A 23,813-nucleotide genomic window follows, 5' to 3' on the forward strand; every position below is an offset into this window, starting at 1 on the left:
AGGAGCACGGTATGGGCGCGCTTTCACATCTGCGGGTACTGGACTTATCGCGAGTGCTGGCGGGCCCCTGGTCCGGGCAGATCCTTGCGGACCTTGGGGCTGAAGTGATCAAGGTCGAGCGGCCTGGTAATGGCGACGACACGCGTGCATGGGGGCCGCCCTTTCTCAAGGATGCATTTGGCGAGAACACCAGTGAAGCGGCGTATTACTTGTCGGCCAACCGTAACAAGGAGTCGGTGACTATCGACTTCACGCGACCGGAGGGGCAGAAGCTGGTGCGTGACCTGGCGGCCAAGTCCGACATCCTGATCGAGAACTTCAAGGTGGGTGGTCTGGCGGCATATGGGCTGGACTATGAATCGCTGAAGGAGATCAATCCCGAGTTGATCTATTGCTCGATCACAGGCTTTGGTCAGACGGGGCCTTATGCGACGCGCGCGGGTTATGACTTCATGATCCAGGGGCTGGGTGGCCTGATGAGCCTGACCGGTCGGCCAGAGGGTGACGAAGGGGCCGGGCCTGTGAAGGTGGGCGTGGCGTTGACCGACATCCTGACCGGGCTCTACTCGACGGTGGCCATTCTCGCAGCGCTGGCCCATCGCGATCATGATGGTGGCGGCCAGCACATTGATATGGCGTTGCTGGATGTGCAGGTGGCATGCCTGGCTAACCAGGCGATGAATTACCTGACGACAGGTATTTCACCAAAGCGTTTGGGCAATGCTCATCCCAATATCGTGCCTTATCAGGATTTCCCCACGGCTGATGGTGACTTCATCCTCACGGTGGGTAACGACGGGCAGTTTCGCAAGTTCGCTGAAGTGGCGGGTCAGCCTCAATGGGCAGAGGATCCGCGCTTTGCTACTAATAAGCTGCGGGTGGCTAATCGCGCGGAGCTGATTCCGTTGATTCGCCAGGCTACGGTCTTCAAGACCACGGCTGAGTGGGTATCGCAGCTGGAGCGAGTGGGTGTGCCTTGCGGGCCTATCAATGACTTGGCACAGGTGTTCGCCGACCCACAGGTCAAGGCGCGGGGGCTGGCGGTGGCATTGCCGCACGCGTTGGCGGGGATGGTACCTCAGGTAGCGAGCCCGATCAGGCTGTCCAAGACGCCGGTTGAGTATCGTAGCGCGCCTCCTCTATTGGGGGAGCACACGGTTCAGGTGCTGCAAGGAGTGCTTGGGCTGGGGCCGGCGAGTGTGGCTGCTTTAAAGGAAGCGGGGGTTATATGAGCGGTTCCCTCTATATAGAGTGTGTGAAGAGTTCCATATCGGTCGTTTTTTAATCAATCCTAACTAATTGATAGAAAAGCAAAATTAAGGGTTGACGGCAGATTCTGGAAGTCTATAATTCGCCCCACTTCCGGCGCAGTCGAAACGGAAAACTCCTTGGTAAACAAAGAGTTACGCAGAATTCGACAGCGAGTTGCTTCAGTTCATCGAAGTCCAGAAGGAGTTGGTAGAGCAGTGTTGTTTGGCTCTATTAACGTTTCGATCTTCTCGGTCGAAAGCGGAGAAAAAGAGGTGTTGACAGCAGCGTGTAACGCTGTAGAATTCGCCTCCCGCTAACGAGAGATCGGAAGCGCAAGTGGTTGAAGTTGTTGAAGAAATCTTCGAAAACTTCTGAAAATAATCACTTGACAGCAAATGAGGCTGCTGTAGAATGCGCGCCTCGGTTGAGACGAAAGATCTTAACCAACCGCTCTTTAACAACTGAATCAAGCAATTCGTGTGGGTGCTTGTGGAGTCAGACTGATAGTCAACAAGATTATCAGCATCACAAGTTACTCCGCGAGAAATCAAAGATGTAACCAACGATTGCTGAGCCAAGTTTAGGGTTTCTTAAAAACCCAAAGATGTTTGAACTGAAGAGTTTGATCATGGCTCAGATTGAACGCTGGCGGCAGGCCTAACACATGCAAGTCGAGCGGTAGAGAGAAGCTTGCTTCTCTTGAGAGCGGCGGACGGGTGAGTAATGCCTAGGAATCTGCCTGGTAGTGGGGGATAACGTTCGGAAACGGACGCTAATACCGCATACGTCCTACGGGAGAAAGCAGGGGACCTTCGGGCCTTGCGCTATCAGATGAGCCTAGGTCGGATTAGCTAGTTGGTGAGGTAATGGCTCACCAAGGCGACGATCCGTAACTGGTCTGAGAGGATGATCAGTCACACTGGAACTGAGACACGGTCCAGACTCCTACGGGAGGCAGCAGTGGGGAATATTGGACAATGGGCGAAAGCCTGATCCAGCCATGCCGCGTGTGTGAAGAAGGTCTTCGGATTGTAAAGCACTTTAAGTTGGGAGGAAGGGCATTAACCTAATACGTTAGTGTTTTGACGTTACCGACAGAATAAGCACCGGCTAACTCTGTGCCAGCAGCCGCGGTAATACAGAGGGTGCAAGCGTTAATCGGAATTACTGGGCGTAAAGCGCGCGTAGGTGGTTTGTTAAGTTGGATGTGAAATCCCCGGGCTCAACCTGGGAACTGCATTCAAAACTGACTGACTAGAGTATGGTAGAGGGTGGTGGAATTTCCTGTGTAGCGGTGAAATGCGTAGATATAGGAAGGAACACCAGTGGCGAAGGCGACCACCTGGACTAATACTGACACTGAGGTGCGAAAGCGTGGGGAGCAAACAGGATTAGATACCCTGGTAGTCCACGCCGTAAACGATGTCAACTAGCCGTTGGAAGCCTTGAGCTTTTAGTGGCGCAGCTAACGCATTAAGTTGACCGCCTGGGGAGTACGGCCGCAAGGTTAAAACTCAAATGAATTGACGGGGGCCCGCACAAGCGGTGGAGCATGTGGTTTAATTCGAAGCAACGCGAAGAACCTTACCAGGCCTTGACATCCAATGAACTTTCTAGAGATAGATTGGTGCCTTCGGGAACATTGAGACAGGTGCTGCATGGCTGTCGTCAGCTCGTGTCGTGAGATGTTGGGTTAAGTCCCGTAACGAGCGCAACCCTTGTCCTTAGTTACCAGCACGTAATGGTGGGCACTCTAAGGAGACTGCCGGTGACAAACCGGAGGAAGGTGGGGATGACGTCAAGTCATCATGGCCCTTACGGCCTGGGCTACACACGTGCTACAATGGTCGGTACAGAGGGTTGCCAAGCCGCGAGGTGGAGCTAATCCCACAAAACCGATCGTAGTCCGGATCGCAGTCTGCAACTCGACTGCGTGAAGTCGGAATCGCTAGTAATCGCGAATCAGAATGTCGCGGTGAATACGTTCCCGGGCCTTGTACACACCGCCCGTCACACCATGGGAGTGGGTTGCACCAGAAGTAGCTAGTCTAACCTTCGGGAGGACGGTTACCACGGTGTGATTCATGACTGGGGTGAAGTCGTAACAAGGTAGCCGTAGGGGAACCTGCGGCTGGATCACCTCCTTAATCGACGACATCAGCTGCTCCATAAGTTCCCACACGAATTGCTTGATTCATTGAAGAAGACGATAAGAAGCAGCCCGAAATTGGGTCTGTAGCTCAGTTGGTTAGAGCGCACCCCTGATAAGGGTGAGGTCGGCAGTTCGAATCTGCCCAGACCCACCAATTTTGTGTGGGAAACGCCTGTAGAAATACGGGGCCATAGCTCAGCTGGGAGAGCGCCTGCCTTGCACGCAGGAGGTCAACGGTTCGATCCCGTTTGGCTCCACCACTACTGCTTCTGAAAGTTATGAAAGCTTAGAAATGAGCATTCCATCAAGGTGATGGTGAATGTTGATTTCTAGTCTTTGATTAGATCGTTCTTTAAAAATTTGGGTATGTGATAGAAAGATAGACTGAACGTTACTTTCACTGGTAACGGATCAGGCTAAGGTAAAATTTGTGAGTTACTCGTAATTGAGTATTATCGAATTTTCGGCGAATGTTGTCTTCACAGTATAACCAGATTGCTTGGGGTTATATGGTCAAGTGAAGAAGCGCATACGGTGGATGCCTTGGCAGTCAGAGGCGATGAAAGACGTGGTAGCCTGCGAAAAGCTTCGGGGAGTCGGCAAACAGACTTTGATCCGGAGATGTCTGAATGGGGGAACCCAGCCATCATAAGATGGTTACCTTACACTGAATACATAGGTGTAAGGGGCGAACCAGGGGAACTGAAACATCTAAGTACCCTGAGGAAAAGAAATCAACCGAGATTCCCTTAGTAGTGGCGAGCGAACGGGGACTAGCCCTTAAGTGGCTTTGAGATTAGCGGAACGCTCTGGAAAGTGCGGCCATAGTGGGTGATAGCCCTGTACGCGAAAATCTCTTAGTCATGAAATCGAGTAGGACGGAGCACGAGAAACTTTGTCTGAATATGGGGGGACCATCCTCCAAGGCTAAATACTACTGACTGACCGATAGTGAACTAGTACCGTGAGGGAAAGGCGAAAAGAACCCCGGAGAGGGGAGTGAAATAGATCCTGAAACCGTATGCGTACAAGCAGTGGGAGCAGACTTTGTTCTGTGACTGCGTACCTTTTGTATAATGGGTCAGCGACTTATTTTCAGTGGCGAGCTTAACCGAATAGGGGAGGCGTAGCGAAAGCGAGTCTTAATAGGGCGTCTAGTCGCTGGGAATAGACCCGAAACCGGGCGATCTATCCATGGGCAGGTTGAAGGTTGGGTAACACTAACTGGAGGACCGAACCGACTACCGTTGAAAAGTTAGCGGATGACCTGTGGATCGGAGTGAAAGGCTAATCAAGCTCGGAGATAGCTGGTTCTCCTCGAAAGCTATTTAGGTAGCGCCTCATGTATCACTGTAGGGGGTAGAGCACTGTTTCGGCTAGGGGGTCATCCCGACTTACCAAACCGATGCAAACTCCGAATACCTACAAGTGCCGAGCATGGGAGACACACGGCGGGTGCTAACGTCCGTCGTGAAAAGGGAAACAACCCAGACCGTCAGCTAAGGTCCCAAAGTTATGGTTAAGTGGGAAACGATGTGGGAAGGCTTAGACAGCTAGGAGGTTGGCTTAGAAGCAGCCACCCTTTAAAGAAAGCGTAATAGCTCACTAGTCGAGTCGGCCTGCGCGGAAGATGTAACGGGGCTCAAACCATACACCGAAGCTACGGGTATCACGTAAGTGATGCGGTAGAGGAGCGTTCTGTAAGCCTGTGAAGGTGAGTTGAGAAGCTTGCTGGAGGTATCAGAAGTGCGAATGCTGACATGAGTAACGACAATGGGTGTGAAAAACACCCACGCCGAAAGACCAAGGTTTCCTGCGCAACGTTAATCGACGCAGGGTTAGTCGGTCCCTAAGGCGAGGCTGAAAAGCGTAGTCGATGGAAAACAGGTTAATATTCCTGTACTTCTGGTTATTGCGATGGAGGGACGGAGAAGGCTAGGCCAGCTTGGCGTTGGTTGTCCAAGTTTAAGGTGGTAGGCTGGAATCTTAGGTAAATCCGGGATTCTAAGGCCGAGAGCTGATGACGAGTTAACTTTTAGTTAACGAAGTGGTTGATGCCATGCTTCCAAGAAAAGCTTCTAAGCTTCAGGTAACCAGGAACCGTACCCCAAACCGACACAGGTGGTTGGGTAGAGAATACCAAGGCGCTTGAGAGAACTCGGGTGAAGGAACTAGGCAAAATGGCACCGTAACTTCGGGAGAAGGTGCGCCGGTGAGGGTGAAGGACTTGCTCCGTAAGCTCATGCCGGTCGAAGATACCAGGCCGCTGCGACTGTTTATTAAAAACACAGCACTCTGCAAACACGAAAGTGGACGTATAGGGTGTGACGCCTGCCCGGTGCCGGAAGGTTAATTGATGGGGTTAGCTAACGCGAAGCTCTTGATCGAAGCCCCGGTAAACGGCGGCCGTAACTATAACGGTCCTAAGGTAGCGAAATTCCTTGTCGGGTAAGTTCCGACCTGCACGAATGGCGTAACGATGGCGGCGCTGTCTCCACCCGAGACTCAGTGAAATTGAAATCGCTGTGAAGATGCAGTGTATCCGCGGCTAGACGGAAAGACCCCGTGAACCTTTACTATAGCTTTGCACTGGACTTTGAATTTGCTTGTGTAGGATAGGTGGGAGGCTTTGAAGCGTGGACGCCAGTCTGCGTGGAGCCAACCTTGAAATACCACCCTGGCAACTTTGAGGTTCTAACTCAGGTCCGTTATCCGGATCGAGGACAGTGTATGGTGGGTAGTTTGACTGGGGCGGTCTCCTCCTAAAGAGTAACGGAGGAGTACGAAGGTGCGCTCAGACCGGTCGGAAATCGGTCGTAGAGTATAAAGGCAAAAGCGCGCTTGACTGCGAGACAGACACGTCGAGCAGGTACGAAAGTAGGTCTTAGTGATCCGGTGGTTCTGTATGGAAGGGCCATCGCTCAACGGATAAAAGGTACTCCGGGGATAACAGGCTGATACCGCCCAAGAGTTCATATCGACGGCGGTGTTTGGCACCTCGATGTCGGCTCATCACATCCTGGGGCTGAAGCCGGTCCCAAGGGTATGGCTGTTCGCCATTTAAAGTGGTACGCGAGCTGGGTTTAGAACGTCGTGAGACAGTTCGGTCCCTATCTGCCGTGGACGTTTGAGATTTGAGAGGGGCTGCTCCTAGTACGAGAGGACCGGAGTGGACGAACCTCTGGTGTTCCGGTTGTCACGCCAGTGGCATTGCCGGGTAGCTATGTTCGGAATAGATAACCGCTGAAAGCATCTAAGCGGGAAACTAGCCTCAAGATGAGATCTCACTGGAACCTTGAGTTCCCTGAAGGGCCGTCGAAGACTACGACGTTGATAGGTTGGGTGTGTAAGCGCTGTGAGGCGTTGAGCTAACCAATACTAATTGCCCGTGAGGCTTGACCATATAACACCCAAGCAATTTGCATGCTCTGCGCTGAAAAGCAAAGAGACCAGATTGCGGTGTGTGAAGACGAAATGAACCGAAAGTTCGAATCTCACAAAACACCGAAAGCTGTCACATACCCAATTTGCTGAAGCGAGGCCACATGGTCACGACTCAGTACCCGAATTTCTTGACGACCATAGAGCATTGGAACCACCTGATCCCATCCCGAACTCAGCAGTGAAACGATGCATCGCCGATGGTAGTGTGGGGTTTCCCCATGTGAGAGTAGGTCATCGTCAAGATTAAATTCCAAAGCCCCTGTTTGCTAACGCAAACAGGGGTTTTGTTTATGTAGAAGTCCATGAATTTCACCGGCACGTTGCAAGCGCAACGCACTGGTACACAGAATTTCTTGACGACCATAGAGCATTGGAACCACCTGATCCCATCCCGAACTCAGCAGTGAAACGATGCATCGCCGATGGTAGTGTGGGGTTTCCCCATGTGAGAGTAGGTCATCGTCAAGATTAAATTCCGAAACCCCTGTCTGCTAACGCAGACAGGGGTTTTGTCGTTTTGGAGGACTGTTGCCGACTGAGAGAAATCCTCCCGAGCCGGCCACATCAGATCCCCCTGCACCCTGCCCACAAAAAAGCCAGTGCCTGAAAGCAGACACTGGCTTGTCAGAAACGCTAACAGATCAGAATTGATAGCTTACCGTCGCACTGACATTACGCTCTTCGCCCAAATAGCAGAAGTTCAGGCTGGCACAGGACGCTACATAGGTCTCATTGGTCAGGTTGTTCGCGTTCAACCGTACATCTACGCCTTTGAGTCCGATCTTGCCCAAGTCATACCCTAAGGATGCGTCGAATAAGGTGTAGGCGGGTACCTTCATTGTGTTCTCCGCGTCTGCCCAGCTGTAGCCGACGTACCGAGCCCCGCCGCCAAGTCGCAAGCCGTCAAAGGCGCCGCTATCAAACGTGTAGTCCGCCCACACCGATGCCATATGGCGAGGTGCCTGCGTGGGGGAGTTGCCTTTGTTCTCAATCAAGTTGTCGGCTGAGCTCAGCGTACTGACCATCGATTTTGAATATTTAATATCGGTAAAGGTATAGCTGCCCAAGATCTTCAGGTTATCGGTCAGTTGCATATGTGCTTCCAACTCCAGTCCCTGCGAGCGAACCGCACCTACTGCGCGATAGAAGTTTTCTTGAGGAAGCTTTGTCGCCAGGTTCTCCTGGTCAATGCGAAACCAGGAAGCTGTAAACAGGTTATCCGTCCCCGGCGGCTGATACTTCAAGCCCGCTTCCCATTGCGTTCCATTGGTGGGTGCCAGCGGGTTGCCGGCGTTGTCTGAATAGGAGTTCGGGTTGAACGACTCTGAATAGCTGACATAGGGTGCCAAGCCGTTATCAAACAGATACAGCGCACCGGCTCGCCCAGTCAGTTTGGTACGTTTGTCAGAAATTTCCGTGCCCAGCGGTCGACCCGCTTCAGCGATACGGTTCTCGTCGGACGTCTCTACCCAGTCCTGACGCAGCCCTAGAGAGAACCGCCATTTATCCATCTCGATAAGGTCTTGTAGATAAACGCCAGTTTGCTCAAGGCGACGCAGATAGCTGGTCAGGCTGGCATTGCTGATAGCAGTGTTGCCATAGACCGGGTTGAATGCGTTGATTGGCTGCAGTGACCCGCTCGTCCAGTCCACCACCGTTTTACGTCGCTGATAATCAGCCCCCATCAGCACGGTATGGTGAGTGGTACCGGTAAAAAATTCCGCCTGCAGCATGTTGTCGATGATGAACGCATGCAGCTTCTCATCACCTCCCGAATAATAGCGATTCAACTCGTTACTGGTCGGTGTGGTCCAGCCATAGGCGTACACCTGATCCAATTGCACCTTGGAGTCGAGATAGCGCAAGTTCTGTCGCGCAGTAAACACGTCGTTGAATCGATGCTCGAACTGATAACCGAACGACTGCTGATCACGTTTGTAGCCATCTACTCCAGGTTCACCTTCGAAGAAGTGGCTGGAGATGCGCTGGCCATTACGCTGATGCAATGCGCCGTCTGCCGGCATACCGCCGTGATAGCCGCCATCAGGATCATGCTGCAGGTACGCCTGGAGTGTCAGCGAGGTGTCTTCGGTAAAGTCGATGTTGAGTGTCGGCGCCAAGGCTAAGCGCTTTTCTTTGGCGTGGTCGAACTGCGTATCAGACTTGTCCGCTAAACCGGTAAGCCGATAGGCGATGCGCTTGTCGTCATCCACGGGTCCACTGAAGTCAAAACCCATGCCCTGCTGACCGTGACTGCCTGCAGTTGCTTGAACCTGATGGTAGGGCTCCAGCAATGGCTTCTTGCTGGTCAGCGCGACCAGGCCGCCGGGCGAGCTGCGTCCATAGAGGACAGAGGAAGGCCCCTTCAGAATGTCCACGCGCTCGAGAAAATACGGATCAACCTGCATGGTGCTATAGGTGCCGCTATCCCCCATGGACTTCAAACCATCAAGGTAGATGTTGTCCACAGAACCATCATTAAAACCGCGCATTGCCACGTAGTCATAACGATGGGTCGCGCCATAGGGGTTGGTCAGTACACCAGGGGTGTAACGCAGGGCTTGTGCGACGGTTTGGGAGCCTTGGTCGTCCATCTGCTCGCGCGTCACCACGGAAACGGTTTGCGACGTCTCCAGCAATGCGGCGCTGGTCTTGGTTGCGATTTGGCTATGCGTCGCGTTGTAGCCTTCCATGCTGCCTAAGGCATTACCCAGGGCGAAGCCTTTGATATCCGTGGTGGGCAGCGTCAAGGTGCTGCTCTGCGTCTGGGTCTCCAGTACAAAGCTGACACCCTCTTGCGATACCGCCTGCAAGCCAGAGCCGGTGAGCAGATGATTTAACCCCTGCTCGGCTGAATACTCGCCATGCAGCCCGGCTGATTGCCGGCCTTGGGTTTGCCCAGGCGTGCTGGAGAGGGTAATGCCTGCCTGACGGGCGAATTGATTGAGCACCTCGCCCAGGGCGCCGGCAGGCAGGTCGTAGCGCTGGTTAACCTGCTCGATGTTTGCTTGCGCAGCCATGCCGGCGATGGGAACCGCGCCCATGCCCATCGCGGTTGACAGCAATGCCGCACGGATGGATTTAGCCAAAAGGGGGTAGGAAGAGCACGGTGAGTTGCCGGGAAAACGCGCTGTCATGATCAAGATCCGTGGAGGCCGGTGAGGGCTGATTGAAGGGCTTACTGTCTAAGCCGGTCTCACGGAAAAAAACCGCCAAAAAACTTCATATAAAACATGAAAAATCAGGCTGAACGTTCCAGGCTTACCCACCAACGCGTGCGGTAGCGCACTTCAACAGGCAGCGTCTGTGCAACGATCGCCAACAATTTATCCGTGTTCTCCAGCCGAAAAACCCCTGACAACCGCAAGTCGCTGGCTTCTGCCGAACAACCCAGATAACCAGGGCGATAGCGCCCCACCTCCGACAGGAAGGCAGCCAGGCGCATGTTCCGTGTCACGATCAGCCCATCGACCCAGGCGCCCATGTCCATATCCAGCGGCGGTGCCAGAGTGGCATGTGTGTGATGTACGAGGTAGCTCTCTCCTGCGTGGACTTGAGTCGACAGTCCGTCTGCCGAGTGTGGTGAGTGAATGGCCACGTTGCCACTGACCACACTCAAGCGGGTGCAATCGCTGTCTTGGCGCACGGCAAAGCGCCCGTCGATACCTTCGAACAAGCCGTGCCGAGTTTGAACCAGCAGTGGCGCCGAAGAAGGCGCGCCGCACGTCACCAGGATTTCCCCGCGAACCAGGGTGATCAGACGCTGCTGCGCGTTGAAGTCCAGGTCCACGGCGCTGTCGGTGTTGAGTTGCAAACGAGCGCCATCCGGCAATTGCACGCTGCGCCGTTCACCGGTGGCGGTCGCAAGGTCGGACGTCCAGCGCTGCCAGCCGGTGAGGTCGCGGCTTAACCAGGCTGCGGAGCCCACCAACATGACGCCAGACAACATCTTCAGTGCCTGCCGCCGGCCCACGCCTTGCGAAACGTTTTCCAAGGCGACGCGCGCGCCGGGGATCGCAGCCATCTGACTGCTCAATTCCTGCTGCAGTGCCTGTACCCGCTGCCAGGCCAATTCATGGTCGTCATGCGCTTCGCGCCAGCGCACACATTGTGCATGCAAGCGCACGTTGGCCCGGTTATTACGCAGGCGCAGTGCCCAAGCGATGGCCTGCTTGACCACCTGAGGATCTGGTCCGGAGCGCGCGGCATTATCCATCGTAGTCACGCCCCATAACGCAGTACGTAACAGTGATACAGCGCCTGCGCGACATACCGCTCCACTGTTCGCAACGACACCCCCATCTGCAGCGCGATCTGCTTGTGCGCCAACCCATCACACTGAGCCAGTAGAAACGCCTTACGTACTTTCGGCTTCAATCCGTCCAGTAGGCGGGCGATTTCCTCCAGCAGTTCCAGCACCAATATCCGCGTTTCTGCGCTGGGGACCAACGCCTCAGGGAGATGGGCGATGGACTCGAGGTAGGCGCGCTGGATGTCTTCACGCCGCCAATGATCAATCACCAGGCCGCTGGCAATGCTTCGCAGAAAGGCACGAGGGGCTTTGAGTTCCAGGCGTTCGGTTTTTTGCAGCAAGCGCACGAACGTGTCCTGAGCCAGGTCCGCTGCATCCGCCGCATTGCCCAGGCGGCTGCGCAGCCACCGGTTGAGCCAGCTGTGATGGGTGCTGTAAAGCGTCTGCACAACACGTTCACAAGGGATGTACTCAGTAGTCGGCATTCACACAGGCTCGGCCAAACGTCACAAATGATAATTAGTCGCATTGTCTGGGAGGCTGAAAAATTTTGCAACGCCGACGCCTACCGATCTACCGTCGGTCGGTTTCCTACTCAAAATCAGGATGCTTCTCACAAATTTCTAAGATTTATCCTGGCCTGGCCGAAAGCCTGACGAGCCATGCGTGCACCGAAATAGAGCGGTCGCAGAGTCCGCCTATCCCGTTACATGGAATGTTCCACTCGGCACGCTCATCCCCCTTTGGCAAAAGAAGTCGATGAAATGAATCTTAAGTTCAGTCATAAAATTCTGCTGGCCGCATCAGGCGTCGTGGTTCTCGCGTTCGCGTTATTCACGCTTTACAACGACTACCTGCAGCGCAGCACTATCAAGCAAAACCTGGAGTCGTCTATCCAGCAATCAGGCGAACTCACGGCCAGCAGTGTGCAGAACTGGCTCAGTGGCCGCATTCTGGTACTCGAAAGCCTGGCGCAAAACGTTGCCCATCAGGGCAGCCAGGCCGATCTTCCTGGCTTGGTTGATCAGCCAGCGTTCACCTCGAACTTCCAGTTCACCTACGTCGGGCAAACCAACGGGGTGTTCACCCAGCGTCCTGATGCGAAGATGCCTGACGATTACGACCCGCGTCAGCGCCCTTGGTACAAGCAGGCAGTGGCTGCCGATAAAACCATGCTGACTCCGCCTTACATGGCCGCAGTCGGCGGGCAGATCGTAACCATTGCTCTGCCCGTCAAAAAGAACGGTGAGCTGTTGGGTGTGGTCGGCGGTGACCTGAGCCTGCAAACCCTGGTGAAGATCATCAACTCGGTAGACTTCGGTGGGATCGGCCATGCGTTCCTGGTCAGCGCCGATGGCCAGGTCATCGTCAGTCCTGACCAGGACCAGGTGATGAAAAACCTCAAGGACATCTACCCAGGTACCAACCTGCGTATCGAAAAGGTCAGCCAGGACGTTGTTCTCAATGGCCAGGACCGCATTCTTTCGTTCACGCCAATCAGCGGTTTGCCCGGTGCAGATTGGTACATCGGTCTGTCGATCGACAAAGACAAAGCCTACGCGCCACTTGGCAAGTTCCGTACTTCGGCATTGATCGCCATGTTGATTGCCGTCGTCGCCATTGCCGTGTTATTGAGCCTGTTGATCCAAGTACTGCTGCGCCCGCTGACCACCATGGGTGTGGCCATGCAGGACATTGCCCAGGGTGAGGGCGATTTGACTCGCCGCCTGGACGTGACCAGCAAGGACGAGTTTGGCGAGGTGGGCAGCGCTTTCAACCAGTTCGTCGAGCGTATCCACGCCTCTATTTCCGAGGTGTCTTCGGCAACGCGTCAAGTGCATGACCTGTCCCAACGCGTGATGGCGTCGTCCAACGCCTCGATCATCGGCTCGGACGAGCAAAGCGCGCGCACCAACAGCGTGGCCGCGGCGATCAACGAGCTGGGTGCCGCTACCCAGGAAATCGCGCGTAACGCAGCTGATGCTTCGCAGCACGCCAGTGGTGCCAGTGAACAAGCAGACGACGGGCGCAAGGTGGTGGAGAAAACCATCCTGGCGATGTCGGAACTGTCGCAGAAGATCAGCCTGTCCTGCACTCAGATCGAAACCCTGAACGCCAGCACCGACAACATTGGCCACATCCTTGATGTGATCAAAGGCATCTCCCAGCAAACCAACTTGTTGGCGCTCAATGCCGCGATCGAGGCCGCGCGTGCCGGGGAAGCCGGGCGTGGGTTTGCCGTGGTTGCCGATGAAGTGCGTAACCTCGCTCACCGTACCCAGGAGTCCGCCGAAGAGATCCATAAGATGATCACGTCGCTGCAAGTGGGCTCGCGTGAGGCCGTGACCACCATGAACGCCAGTCAGACCTCCAGCGAGGAGAGCGTTGAAGTGGCCAACCAGGCCGGCGAGCGCCTGGTCAGCGTGACGCAGCGAATCGTCGAGATCGATGGCATGAACCAGTCGGTCGCGGCGGCTACCGAGGAGCAGACCGCTGTGGTTGAAACCCTCAATGTCGACATCAACCAGATCAACCTGCTGAATCAGCAGGGTGTGGCCAACCTCAACGAAACGCTGAAGGACTGCGATGCGCTGTCTCAGCAAGCGAGCCGCCTGAAGCAACTGGTCGACAGCTTCAAAATCTGACCGGGCTCATGCAGGAGCGAGGCGTCTCGCTCCTGCTGATCAGCTGAACATCTGGCGTACATTCTCCAGGGCCGTGTCGGCGAAGGTCTGCACAAACTGTTCAAACGCCGCGTGGGTGGTATCGACTGGCTCACCCATGAGCGTCCAGGTTGCCCGCGAACATCCTGTGCCAAGCGCTTCCACCTGCATGGCAGCCCACAGCCGGGCGACGCCCAAGGTGTTGTAGAGTGTGGTCCAGGTCATGTACATGGCGTCGTCGTCGCGGCTGTTGAGTTGCTCTACGACGCAATGGCCATCGTGGAAATGTTTGGTGCGCAAGGCGCCTATGCCTGTGCCCGTCATTTCGATGTGCGAGAGAGCCGGAACGAAGGCATCAAAGCCTGCAAAATTGCCCACCACTCGCCACAGATCAGCGGCCTCGCACACGACGTCAACAGACGCCACCACCGGTGTGCCGTTCGGGTTGCGAATTAATGTATCGGGTTGCAGCAGATTCATGGAAATGTCCTGAACGGTCAGAGAAAGCCGATGGCCTTGAGGTGGTCGCAGCCTCTGCGCAACAGCGCCGGGTCTTTGTACGGGTACTGCTCGCCCATCGCCTCCACACCTTGGCGTGCGTTCTCGTGACAAATCATCGTGATGTCGCTGATGTCTTCTGCGAGGTTATCCAGGTAGAAGCCCAACACGCCAAACAGCGCGTTATCGGGGCCTACCGTTCGCAGCTCGGTCTGCCACTGCGCCACGCTCACTCGCTCGAAGCAGTGGCCCGCCTGACTGAATGCATCAAGGTAGTGATCCCAGCTCAAAGGCTGTGGGTTGTGCAGGTTGAATACGTTTCGGCTTGCAACGAAGCGGCCGCAGTGAAACGCAACAAAACGGGCAAAGAAGTCCACCGGCATCAGGTCGAAGTTCACCTGCAGGCGGGGCGCCAGGCCCAGTTGCAACGAACCCTTGAGCATCATCATCAGGCGGTTGTTGTGCGGCTTGCAGACGCCGTTGCGGCTATTGAAAGAGATGTTTCCCGGGCGATAGATGTTCACCCATGCGCCTTGCTCGACTGCACGCCGCAGCAAGCGTTCGGCGACCCACTTGGAGAGGTTGTAGCCATTCTTGAGGTAGAGCGGCAACGTGGTTGCAGCCGCCGTTTCGAGGATGTTTCCCTGGGCGTCGACACTGCTGCAGGCCGACAGGGTCGAGATGAAATTGAAGACTTTCTTGCAGTGGGTTTCACACAGGCGCAGGCACTCACGTATCGGTTCGACGTTGTCCTGGGCCAGTGAGGCGTAATCCATCACATGATTGACCCGCGCGGCGTTGTGCACCAAGACCCCGTGGTTTCGGGCGAGGTGCTCATAAACATCGCTAGCCAAGCCCAGCCGGGGCAAGCCCATATCGGCGGCGTATACCTGCACCCGGCTCAGGTCCAGATGTTGCAGCCGGTACTCGCGCAATGCCTGGGTAAACCGCGTCATCGCCGACTGCCCCGGCTGTTCACGCACCAGGCATGCCACCTCCTGGGCACCGCCAGCCAACAAGGCTTCGACCAGGTGCACGCCGACAAAACTGTTGGCGCCCGTGACAATCACCTTGCGCGGATCGCCAGCGCGGTCCTCATGCAGCGTTTCTATATTCAGCGTTTGCGACGCATCCTTTTCCACCTGGCCTGACGGTGCATGCGGCAGTGCCCCGTCTTCCATCAGTACGCAGAGCGTACGAATTGTCGGGGCTTCAAAGAAACTGCTCAGTGAAAGGCTGCGGCCAAACGCTTTGCGCAGACGCAGCAGCAGGGTAGACAGCAGAATGGAATGGCCGCCCAGGTTGAAAAACCCATCGTCGATGGAAATGTCGCCATCCGGCACCGCCAACAACTCGCTCCACAGCGCCACCAGCCGCATTTGCAGAGGCGTTTGTGCGGCATTGCAGTCGTTGCGGGGAGTGGCGTGTTTCGGTATCGCCAGCAAGGCCTGACGGTCGATCTTGCCGTGGTGAGTGCGTGGCAGAGTGGGTAATTCTGTCCACACCTCGGGCTGCATGTAGGTCGCCAGCCATTGCCGCGCATGGTGCTTGAGGCCTGCCATGCTGGCGCCTGGTTCAGGTTGGGCGGCAAAGCTCAGGATCCTGCGGTCAGGATCAATCAGCACAGCCACTTGGCGAAACAGCCGACTGCTGCGCAGGCATTGTTCAATCTCCTGGGGCTCGACCCGAAAGCCGCGGATCTTCACCTGATCATCCCGCCGACCGCCCAGTTCGATACCGTCGGCCGTCCATTTCGCCCGGTCGCCACTGCGGTATGCCCTCACTGATCGGCCGTCCGGCTGTGTCAGCTCAACAAACGGGCTGTCGACCCCCTGCGGCGCGCTCACATACCCAAGGCCCAGGCCAGGGCCGACGATATATAGATCGCCCATCACCTGTTCATCCACCGGGTGCAGGTCGTCGTCGAGGATCAGCACCTGGCTGTTGGCAATGGGGCGCCCAAGATTGCGTGTGCTGTCACCGGGCTGGAACGTTCGGTGGGTGACCAGTACCGTCGTCTCGGTAGGGCCGTAGAAATTGTGCAGGTGGCATTGGCTCGCCAGGCACTCGATCACATGCGGCTCGCAGGCATCACCGCCGGTCATCAAGTGAGTCAAACCCAAGGGCTGATCCAGCGGCAGAATGCTCAGCAGCGCCGGCGGCAGAAACGCGTGGCTGATGCCCTGTTGGCGAATCAGCTCGACCAGTTGCTGAGGATCGTGCCGTTGGCCCTCGCTCGGGACGACCAACTCGGCGCCGGCTATCAGGGCGGGGAAGATGTCGATCAGCGATGAGTCAAAACTCAGCGGCGAAAACTGCAGCACGCGGCTGTGCTCGTCCAACGACATACAGGCGCCTAGCCAGGCGGTGAAATGCGCAAGGTTGCGTTGGCTGAGCAACACGCCTTTCGGTTGGCCGGTGGTGCCTGAGGTGAAAAGCGCCACGCAGGGTGCCTCGCTGCTGGGACGATGCTGCATCAGCGGGCGTGTGATGTCGGCACAGGTCAGGTCGACAGTGCTGACATTCAGGGTAACGAAATTGTCGCGCAAAGGGTGCTGACCCTCTACCACCAACACCCTGGCGTTGCTGCTTTGCAGCATGGCGCGCTGGCGTTGCGGCGGATGATCGGGTGCCAGTGGCAGGTACACCGCGCCGCAACCCAGCACCGCCAGAATGCTGGCATACAGATCAACGGATTTTTCCACGCACACGCCGATCACCGCTGGCGTCTGCGCGTGCAGCAGCAGGGGACTCAGGCTTTGCTGGATCGACACGGCGCGATGCAGTAATTGACGGTAGGTCAGCACGCTGCCCGCGATGTTCAGCGCCGGTCGTTCAGCAAAGGAATGAAGACTGGCCTGTAGCCGCTCGATCATTGGCACCTGTGCAGCCTGTAACAGTGCCGGCTGCGAAGTACGGTTGAATCGATGCAGGAACGCCAATCCTTCAAGCCCATGAAGGCCTTGCTCAGGCCAGGCATTAGCGACGATTGTCGCCGAAAAAAACGTAGGGTCTCGCGAGAATTGACTGACCAGCGAGGCTACCCATTCCACCAGCGCACTCGTCGCATGGCGGCGCAATCGCTCGCCGTTGCCGCTGGGTTCTTCGGTGATGTCGCATATCGCCAGTACGCGGCGGGTTTGGTCATAGCAGCGCAATTGCACCGCAGGAAGCCCATGTTCAGACACCGGGCCAATGCCCAGTCGCAGGCTGATCCGCTGGGTATTATCGGCAGGCACGCGCAGCGGTTGGCTGCCGTCTTCAATCATGACGTCGAGGGACTCCGTCACTGTGACGTGTCCGTTTTGCTCCAGCGTTTGCCTGATCGCTTCCAAGGCTTTGCTGGTGCCGCTCCATCCCATGTTCAAGCGCCTCATGGCTGCCTCCCCGATTCGGGTAAATAGGTGCTCAGGGCCAGGGCGACGCTCGGGGTGTTCAGCACACCGCTGTGGTGCAGAAAACCCATGATATTGCCAAGCAGCGGGTGCTGGCGGGTGATGGGAAAGTGCAGCGCTGCGACTTCGTCTTGTAGCGCACGGCGAACGTCGGCGCTGACGTCCAGGTGTTCGATCAACTGCAGATCGAAAGCTTTCTGCAGGTCGTTGGTCAGGTAATGCGTCAAGAAGGCCGGCAGGGTGGCCGCGATGCTGTCGCGGTCGGCCGGGTTTGCCGACTGCCAGTAGATACGCACCAGGTGGGTCCAGAACTGTGCATGGCGACCTTCATCGAACAAGTGGTCGGCCATCAAGCCGCGTATGGACGGTTTGACGCTGTCATCCTTGGCAAACGCCGCGACGTCATGGGTGATGGTGTTCTCGGCGATGGCCACGCCAATCAACTCCACGGCGTCACGCAGGTGCGGCGGTGCCAATGCCTGCGCGGCGGGCAAGGCATGGCTCAGCTCGATTTGGCCGGGCAAGTCGAGCGGTTGCAGGCCCGTCATGTTCACGGTTTGTTGCAGGAAATCCAGCGCGACCAGCGCGTGGTAATCCTCATCGACCACGACAGTCATTGCGTCGTAGCGACAGGCGAGGGGGAAGGACAGCGAGAAGCGATTCTTGGCAATGCTGCGAGCGGTCTTGTCGACGATCTCGGTTTCGAAGATCACCACGTCATTGAGGAATTTGTAGAAGCTTTGCACCAGCACGAAGTCGCGCCACTGCGAGCAATGCTCAAGGAAGGTCGCGCTCAGCACCAGGGGCTGGCGGCTCGCGGGGTAGATGAGTCTGTCGTCGTTTTCCAGCATGCGCCGCGGACGTGTGCGCAGGGTTGCACGGCGTTCCCAGTCGTCGGCGAAGGAGCGATAGTCGGCGGCGTTCATGGCTGCGTCTCTTGCAGCGAGGCGCGCACGTCGTCCCAGAAGCGGAGGCGGCTGTGCACCGCGCCCAGAGCTATCTCATCGGCCTGGCGTTGGCGAGTCGGGTCTGTACCGATCAGGCGCTGGAGTAGCGCCTCTGCGGCGCGCCCGTGCCCTTGCGTGTCCAGTTCGATGTGACGGTTCAAGTAGTAGCAGAAGGTCGGCGCCTGGCGGCCCTTGAATACATCGCCGCGTAGAATGCACGCGAACATGGAGGGAATGACACTCTCGCGTCCATGCAGGAAGGCGGACGCTACGCCATGGGTGGGCGCGTTCAAGGCGATCTGCAACGTGCTTTCGACAAAGCGGGCTACGCCTGGCGGCGCATCGACCTGATGCAAGGCTGTGCTGGCTTCGGTCCCTTGACGCTGCAGCTCAATGAAGCGCCGGACGACGCGGGTGTCAGCGCCTACTTCGGCCATCGCTTGCAGGTACAGGTCGAAGTGGCTGCAATGGCCCTGTGCGGGATGTTCATCGGACTCTTCGCCGAGCACGATTTCATTGATGAGGCGCGTCGCTTGCGGGTCGAGGGGCGGCAGCCAGGGTAACTGCGTGCCGCTCAGGTCCTGCTGCAAGCGTTTGGTCAGGCTCATAAAATCCCAAACGGCAAATACATGGTGTTGCATGAAACGCTGTAACTTGGTCAGTGAAGTTATTTCTTTAAATAACGGATGGCGGCACAGCTGCAGTTTCTTTTGTTCAAGTAAGTGTTGATGCATGGTTGATGCCTATAAGTTATTGCGCTGCTCTGAAAACAGGATGGTATTTACAATTGGACGTGCTGGCGTGGCGCATAGCCAGGCCCCGCGCGCAGCGAGAACGAGACTAAGCTGCGCAGCAAAATAAAATGGTTGTTGTATTAGGTCGCGATAGTAAGCTGATTAAACGGTTGAGCGAGATGATGAAAGTATTAGATATTTTTTCGAGATACAGTGTGTTGTAAGTAACTTGCTTGAATCGAAGTGGGACGTTTCTTTAAGTTAGCCAGGCATCAATAAATATGCGATGTATACCGTGGGGGCCCTTCCGCACAGAAAGGGGCCTTCACCGTATAAGGATCTACAACGAGCGCGGTAAAACTTACTGCGTGTCGGGTGTTGCGGCGGCTTCAAGACCGCTGAGGTAGGTAGAGATAACCTCCATGCCGCGCATCAGGTGGTTGCGCAACGTCAGGATGCTCTCGTCGGTTTTCTTCTGGGCCACCAGGCTCAGCAGTTCACGGTGATCTTCCTGGGACGTCTCGCCCAGCCCCATCGCTTCGAGGTTGAAGCGCAGAAAGCGTTCTTCCTCATTCAAGCCGTGTTCAACCAACTTGAGCAAACGCTGGTTGGGTGCCTTGCTATAAAGCGCCATGTGAAACAGACGATTGAGACGGCCGATCTCGGCGTAGTCTTTCTCCTGCTCCAGCGCTTTGATCAAGGCGTCGGCTTGGGCAATGTCGGCGTCGGTGAGCAACGGGATCGACAGGCGCAGCGCTTCGGATTCCAGCAGCATGCGCAGGGCATAGGTTTCAGCCGAATTGTCTTCGATCAACGGTGCAACCACGGCGCCCTTGTGAGTCACCACATGCAGCAAAGACTGGGCTTCCAGCTGGCGCAAAGCTTCGCGCACGGGCATGCGGCTGACACCGAACAGGCTGGCGAGCTCTTGCTGGCGCATCGCGGTGCCACAGGGCAGTCGACCGTCGAGAATGGCATTGCGCAAGGTTTCTTCAATAACGGCGCGAGCAAGGTGGGCGGGAATAGGCCCGCTGATTTTGATGCTGCTTAAAGGGTTCGGCTTCTGCGTCACGGTTACGCTATCCTCCTTATTGTTGAATGGAGTGTGTTTAATTGGATCCAATGCACACTAAAGATGGCCCACACGCTTGTCAAACAGCCAAAGTTTCCGTTTGTAAGGGCTTACAAGCTGTACTTTGTGCATCCCACAGCGGCGGGTCATGAACTTCGCCCACGCATGAATGATTGCACTGTGCCATTGTTTTTTGTGGGTTGAGGCTTCACCATCCTTTGAAATTCCGTCTCTCTCCACGGACTGAACGCCTTGGCGGTAAGTTTTATTCCCTCTCGAATCCTCAGCTGGCTATTTTCAGCGATTCTGTTGGCTGGCTTGATGCTCGGCGGGCTGCATGCCGATTGGGATTTCTCTCAGATCAGCCGCAAAGCCACCGCCTTGTACGGTCCGCTGGGTGAGGGCCAGCAGCGAATTGACGCCTGGCAGCGGTTGCTGGCGACCCAAAAGCAAGTCGACGAGCAGGAGCAGCTCAAGGTCGTCAATCTGTTCTTCAACAAACAAATGACGTACGTGGAAGACATCGACCTGTGGCACGTGGTCGATTATTGGGAGACGCCCATCGAAGCCCTGTGGAAAGGTGCCGGAGATTGTGAGGACTATGCAATCGCCAAGTATTTCAGCCTGCGTCACCTGGGCGTTTCCAGCGACAAATTGCGCATTACTTACGTCAAGGCCTTGCGGCAGAATCGCGCGCACATGGTGCTGACTTATTATTCGACCCCCAACGCCATCCCGCTGGTGCTCGATAGCCTGATGGACGAGATCCTGCCCGCCACTCGCCGTACCGACCTGATTCCCGTGTATTCCTTCAACGCCGAGGGTTTGTACCTGCCCGGCGCCAAGGGCAACACGAAAGTCGGTGATACCAAACGCTTGTCGCGCTGGCAGGATGTGTTGAGAAAAATGCGTGCCGAAGGCTTCCCGGCCGAGCCTGCCAACTAGGAGTAACTGATCGGATGTCTCTGTTCAAACAACTATTGATCGCAATCTGTCTGTTCCTCGTGGTCGCCTTCAGTGGCAGCTTCATGGTCAGCCTGGAAAGCTCGCGCACCCAATACGTCAACCAGCTTCGCTCCCACGCGCAGGATGCGGCGACGGCACTGGCATTGTCGCTGACGCCCAATATCGACGACCCGGCCATGGTCGAACTGCTGGTCAGCTCAATCTTCGACAGCGGCTATTACGCGAGCATCCGCGTGGTGGACCTGGCCACGGATAAAACCATCGTCGAGCGCAGCGGCATTCCCGACAACAACGGTGTGCCCAACTGGTTCGTGAAATTGATCGGCCTGGAGCCGGCGGGTGGCGATGCGCTGGTCAATCGCGGCTGGGAGCAGGCGGCGCGCGTGGAGGTGGTCAGTCACCCGATGTTCGCCCTGGCCAAACTCTGGCAGAGCGCCCTGGGCAGCCTCGGCTGGCTGTTGCTGTGCGGCGCGGTCAGTGCGGTGCTTGGCGCGTTATTGCTGCGCCGGCAGTTGAAGCCATTGGACTACATGGTCAAGCAGTCCCACGCCATTGCCCGCCGCGAGTTCCTCAGCTTGCCCGACCTGCCGCGCACGCCGGAACTGCGCCGCGTGGTGCAGGCCATGAACCAGATGGTGGAAAAGCTCAAGGCGCTGTTCCAGGAGCAGGCCGAGCGCAGCGAAAAACTGCGCATCGAGTCCTATCAAGACAACCTCACCGGCCTCGCCAACCGGCGTTATTTCGAAATGCAGCTCAACGCCCGCGTGAGTCACCCGGAAGAGACCAGCTCCGGCTATCTGCTGCTGCTGCGGGTCAAGGACCTGGCCGGTCTCAACCAGCGCCTCGGTGGCCAGCGTACCGACCAATTGCTGCAAGCGGTCGGCGAACAGCTGCTGCGCGAGTGCGAGCCGTACCCGGAAACCCACAACCTCGTCACCCGTATCCGCGGCGGTGAGTTTGCGGTACTGGCGCCGGGGCTGGTGCGTGAAGAAGCGCTGCAACTGGCGCAGAACCTTGAGACCACGTTGCTCAGCCTGCAGGCCACTGGCGCCAGTGATGTCACGCCGGTTGCCTATATCGGCCTGGCACCGTTTAACCATGGCGATTCGCCTCAAGCCCTGTTGACCCTGGCTGACCAAGCCCTGGCCCAGGCCGAAGGGCAGGGCGACACCACCTGGGTGTGCCTCGACCATAGCGCCGCCGCCAGCGTCGGCGACGATCACCATGCGTGGCACACACTGCTCGACCAGGCCCTGACCCAGCAGCGTTTCCAGCTGTACTTCCAACCGGTCGTCGCCAGCCAGGACCCGCAGCTGGTCTTGCACTACAAAGTGCTGTCGCGCTTGCAGGATGAAGACGGCCACACGATACCTGCCGGACGTTTCCTGCCGTGGCTCGAGCGCTTCGGCTGGACGGCGCGTCTGGACCGCTTGATGCTTGAGCAGGTACTCAAGCAAATGGCCGGCCACAGCCATAGCCTGGCGCTGAACCTGTCTGCCGCGACTTTGCAGGATGCTCAGGCGCTGAATCGGATTTTTGAGCTGCTGCGCCAGCACAGCAACCTGGGCCCGCGCCTGACCCTGGAAATCGGTGAAGAACAATTGCCGGAGCAGGCGCTGCTGGAGCAGTTGACCCAGCGCCTGCGCGAGCTGGGCTTCTCTCTGAGCCTGCAGCGCTTTGGTGGGCGTTTCAGCATGATCGGCAACCTTGCACGGCTGGGCCTGGCGTACCTGAAAATCGACGGCAGCTACATCCGCGCCATCGATCAGGAAAGCGACAAACGCCTGTTTATCGAGGCGATCCAGCGTGCGGCCCACAGCATCGACTTGCCATTGATTGCCGAGCGTGTGGAAACCGAGGGTGAGCTGAAGGTGATTCGCGAGATGGGGATTTTCGGTGTGCAGGGCCAGCTGTTCGGTGAACCGGCGCCCTGGAAATAATCCAGACCTAACGGGGCACTCGCTTGTGTGGGAGCTGGCTTGCCTGCAATAGCATCACTTCGGTCCGCCTGATACACCGAGGTGCCTGCATCGCGGGCAAGCCAGCTCCCACAAAAGCCTGCCCCGATTTAGATTCGGTGTGCCTAACTAAATCAGATCAAACCAGTCTCTTCATCATTGATCAGGTGGCTCAACCCGCCCAACGCTTCCCGCGCGTGGGTACGGTCCATCAGCTTGGCCTGCGCCGCCGGCGGCAGGTCTGTCACGCTGATCACGCCCTTGCGCGTCAGCACCTGAATCAAGTCGTCCAGCACCCGAATCATCTCCAGGTCGCTTTGCTTGAGCTGCGCCAGGCTGGTTTCTACCACTTCGTTGGCGTACCAGGCCTGAATCTCATGGTGATCGGCCGGCAGGGTTTCAGTTGATTCGGCAAAGGCGGCGGCCTCCACGCGACTCAGTGCACCCTGTGCATCACGTTGCACGTAAAACATAAGAAACC

At 56.7% G+C, this 23,813-nt stretch carries 13 protein-coding genes, 2 tRNA genes and 4 rRNA genes; 10 read left to right on the plus strand and 9 right to left on the minus strand.

What is annotated here, in order from left to right; all coding sequences use genetic code 11:
* Nucleotides 1-11 precede the first annotated feature (11 nt).
* The 7 genes from C4J83_RS00585 to rrf (C4J83_RS00620) all read left to right on the plus strand — a co-directional run bounded on the left by C4J83_RS00585 (nt 12) and on the right by rrf (C4J83_RS00620) (nt 7,315).
* Nucleotides 12-1,232 carry a CaiB/BaiF CoA transferase family protein gene (locus C4J83_RS00585; protein WP_124416110.1) on the plus strand — a complete coding sequence of 407 codons (1,221 nt, stop codon included), beginning with the start codon at nt 12-14 and terminating at the stop codon, nt 1,230-1,232.
* A gap of 629 nt (nt 1,233-1,861) precedes the next feature.
* Nucleotides 1,862-3,398, plus strand: a 16S ribosomal RNA gene (locus C4J83_RS00595).
* Between the two features lie 82 nt (nt 3,399-3,480).
* Nucleotides 3,481-3,557: transfer RNA gene (locus tag C4J83_RS00600), tRNA-Ile, on the plus strand.
* Between the two features lie 30 nt (nt 3,558-3,587).
* Nucleotides 3,588-3,663 (plus strand) — tRNA-Ala (locus tag C4J83_RS00605).
* Between the two features lie 251 nt (nt 3,664-3,914).
* A 23S ribosomal RNA gene (locus C4J83_RS00610) occupies nt 3,915-6,806 on the plus strand.
* A 168-nt stretch (nt 6,807-6,974) separates the two neighbouring features.
* Nucleotides 6,975-7,090, plus strand: a 5S ribosomal RNA gene (gene rrf, locus C4J83_RS00615).
* A gap of 109 nt (nt 7,091-7,199) precedes the next feature.
* Nucleotides 7,200-7,315, plus strand: a 5S ribosomal RNA gene (rrf, locus tag C4J83_RS00620).
* Together the 16S, 23S and 5S rRNA genes with 2 tRNA genes alongside form the textbook arrangement of a ribosomal RNA operon.
* A 173-nt stretch (nt 7,316-7,488) precedes the next feature.
* Here the strand turns inward: rrf (C4J83_RS00620) and C4J83_RS00625 are convergent.
* From C4J83_RS00625 to C4J83_RS00635, 3 genes are all read right to left on the minus strand, one after another.
* Nucleotides 7,489-9,984, minus strand: a complete 2,496-nt coding sequence (locus C4J83_RS00625) for a TonB-dependent siderophore receptor (RefSeq protein ID WP_124416111.1) — start codon at nt 9,982-9,984, stop codon at nt 7,489-7,491.
* 104 nt (nt 9,985-10,088) lie between these two features.
* Nucleotides 10,089-11,063, minus strand: a complete 975-nt coding sequence (locus C4J83_RS00630; protein WP_124416112.1) for a FecR domain-containing protein — start codon at nt 11,061-11,063, stop codon at nt 10,089-10,091.
* A 5-nt stretch (nt 11,064-11,068) separates the two neighbouring features.
* A complete protein-coding gene (locus tag C4J83_RS00635; RefSeq protein WP_119738374.1) occupies nt 11,069-11,584 on the minus strand; it encodes a sigma-70 family RNA polymerase sigma factor in 516 nt (171 codons plus the stop codon).
* A 279-nt stretch (nt 11,585-11,863) separates the two neighbouring features.
* Here C4J83_RS00635 and C4J83_RS00640 point away from each other — a divergent pair, with 279 nt between their 5' ends.
* On the plus strand, nt 11,864-13,744 hold the full coding sequence (locus C4J83_RS00640; RefSeq protein ID WP_106580714.1) for a methyl-accepting chemotaxis protein: 1,881 nt from the start codon (nt 11,864-11,866) through the stop codon (nt 13,742-13,744).
* A gap of 39 nt (nt 13,745-13,783) precedes the next feature.
* On the opposite strand, the gene C4J83_RS00645 is transcribed toward C4J83_RS00640, so the two are convergent.
* From C4J83_RS00645 to C4J83_RS00665, 5 genes are all read right to left on the minus strand, one after another.
* A complete protein-coding gene (locus C4J83_RS00645; RefSeq protein WP_124416113.1) occupies nt 13,784-14,242 on the minus strand; it encodes an SRPBCC family protein in 459 nt (152 codons plus the stop codon).
* Between the two features lie 17 nt (nt 14,243-14,259).
* On the minus strand, nt 14,260-17,637 hold the full coding sequence (locus tag C4J83_RS00650; protein WP_124416114.1) for an amino acid adenylation domain-containing protein: 3,378 nt from the start codon (nt 17,635-17,637) through the stop codon (nt 14,260-14,262).
* Nucleotides 17,634-18,581, minus strand: coding sequence for a diiron oxygenase (locus C4J83_RS00655; protein ID WP_124416115.1), 948 nt, complete (start codon nt 18,579-18,581; stop codon nt 17,634-17,636). Before C4J83_RS00655 ends, C4J83_RS00650 begins: the two co-directional genes overlap by 4 nt.
* The gene (locus C4J83_RS00660) at nt 18,578-19,336 is read right to left on the minus strand and encodes a DUF3050 domain-containing protein (protein WP_124416116.1); all 759 of its coding nucleotides are present in this window, start codon (nt 19,334-19,336) and stop codon (nt 18,578-18,580) included. Before C4J83_RS00660 ends, C4J83_RS00655 begins: the two co-directional genes overlap by 4 nt.
* A gap of 361 nt (nt 19,337-19,697) precedes the next feature.
* Nucleotides 19,698-20,408: a GntR family transcriptional regulator gene (locus C4J83_RS00665; RefSeq protein ID WP_106580709.1), complete on the minus strand. Its 711-nt coding sequence runs from the start codon at nt 20,406-20,408 to the stop codon at nt 19,698-19,700.
* Between the two features lie 321 nt (nt 20,409-20,729).
* Here C4J83_RS00665 and lapG point away from each other — a divergent pair, with 321 nt between their 5' ends.
* Together lapG and lapD are read left to right on the plus strand one after the other, a co-directional pair.
* Nucleotides 20,730-21,353, plus strand: coding sequence for a cysteine protease LapG (lapG, locus tag C4J83_RS00670; protein ID WP_234452768.1), 624 nt, complete (start codon nt 20,730-20,732; stop codon nt 21,351-21,353).
* 14 nt (nt 21,354-21,367) lie between these two features.
* Complete coding sequence (gene lapD, locus C4J83_RS00675) at nt 21,368-23,314, plus strand: cyclic di-GMP receptor LapD (RefSeq protein ID WP_106580707.1); 1,947 nt, start codon at nt 21,368-21,370, stop codon at nt 23,312-23,314.
* Between the two features lie 152 nt (nt 23,315-23,466).
* Here lapD and C4J83_RS00680 read toward each other — a convergent pair whose 3' ends face one another.
* Entirely contained in the window at nt 23,467-23,805 is a 339-nt protein-coding gene (locus C4J83_RS00680; RefSeq protein WP_016968775.1) for a hypothetical protein, read from the minus strand.
* Nucleotides 23,806-23,813: the final 8 nt, after the last annotated feature.

Origin of the sequence: Pseudomonas sp. LBUM920 (assembly GCF_003852315.1) — a bacterium.
GTDB lineage: Bacteria > Pseudomonadota > Gammaproteobacteria > Pseudomonadales > Pseudomonadaceae > Aquipseudomonas.

What these genes read in the sequence shown, in the direction of transcription:
- C4J83_RS00585 (WP_124416110.1), top strand. Translation starts at nt 12, where the DNA reads ATGGGCGCGCTTTCACATCTGCGGGTACTGGACTTATCGCGAGTGCTG.
- C4J83_RS00625 (WP_124416111.1), bottom strand. Translation starts at nt 9,984, where the DNA reads ATGACAGCGCGTTTTCCCGGCAACTCACCGTGCTCTTCCTACCCCCTT.
- C4J83_RS00630 (WP_124416112.1), bottom strand. Translation starts at nt 11,063, where the DNA reads ATGGATAATGCCGCGCGCTCCGGACCAGATCCTCAGGTGGTCAAGCAG.
- C4J83_RS00635 (WP_119738374.1), bottom strand. Translation starts at nt 11,584, where the DNA reads ATGCCGACTACTGAGTACATCCCTTGTGAACGTGTTGTGCAGACGCTT.
- C4J83_RS00640 (WP_106580714.1), top strand. Translation starts at nt 11,864, where the DNA reads ATGAATCTTAAGTTCAGTCATAAAATTCTGCTGGCCGCATCAGGCGTC.
- C4J83_RS00645 (WP_124416113.1), bottom strand. Translation starts at nt 14,242, where the DNA reads ATGAATCTGCTGCAACCCGATACATTAATTCGCAACCCGAACGGCACA.
- C4J83_RS00650 (WP_124416114.1), bottom strand. Translation starts at nt 17,637, where the DNA reads ATGAGGCGCTTGAACATGGGATGGAGCGGCACCAGCAAAGCCTTGGAA.
- C4J83_RS00655 (WP_124416115.1), bottom strand. Translation starts at nt 18,581, where the DNA reads ATGAACGCCGCCGACTATCGCTCCTTCGCCGACGACTGGGAACGCCGT.
- C4J83_RS00660 (WP_124416116.1), bottom strand. Translation starts at nt 19,336, where the DNA reads ATGCATCAACACTTACTTGAACAAAAGAAACTGCAGCTGTGCCGCCAT.
- lapG (WP_234452768.1), top strand. Translation starts at nt 20,730, where the DNA reads ATGCTCGGCGGGCTGCATGCCGATTGGGATTTCTCTCAGATCAGCCGC.
- lapD (WP_106580707.1), top strand. Translation starts at nt 21,368, where the DNA reads ATGTCTCTGTTCAAACAACTATTGATCGCAATCTGTCTGTTCCTCGTG.
- C4J83_RS00680 (WP_016968775.1), bottom strand. Translation starts at nt 23,805, where the DNA reads ATGTTTTACGTGCAACGTGATGCACAGGGTGCACTGAGTCGCGTGGAG.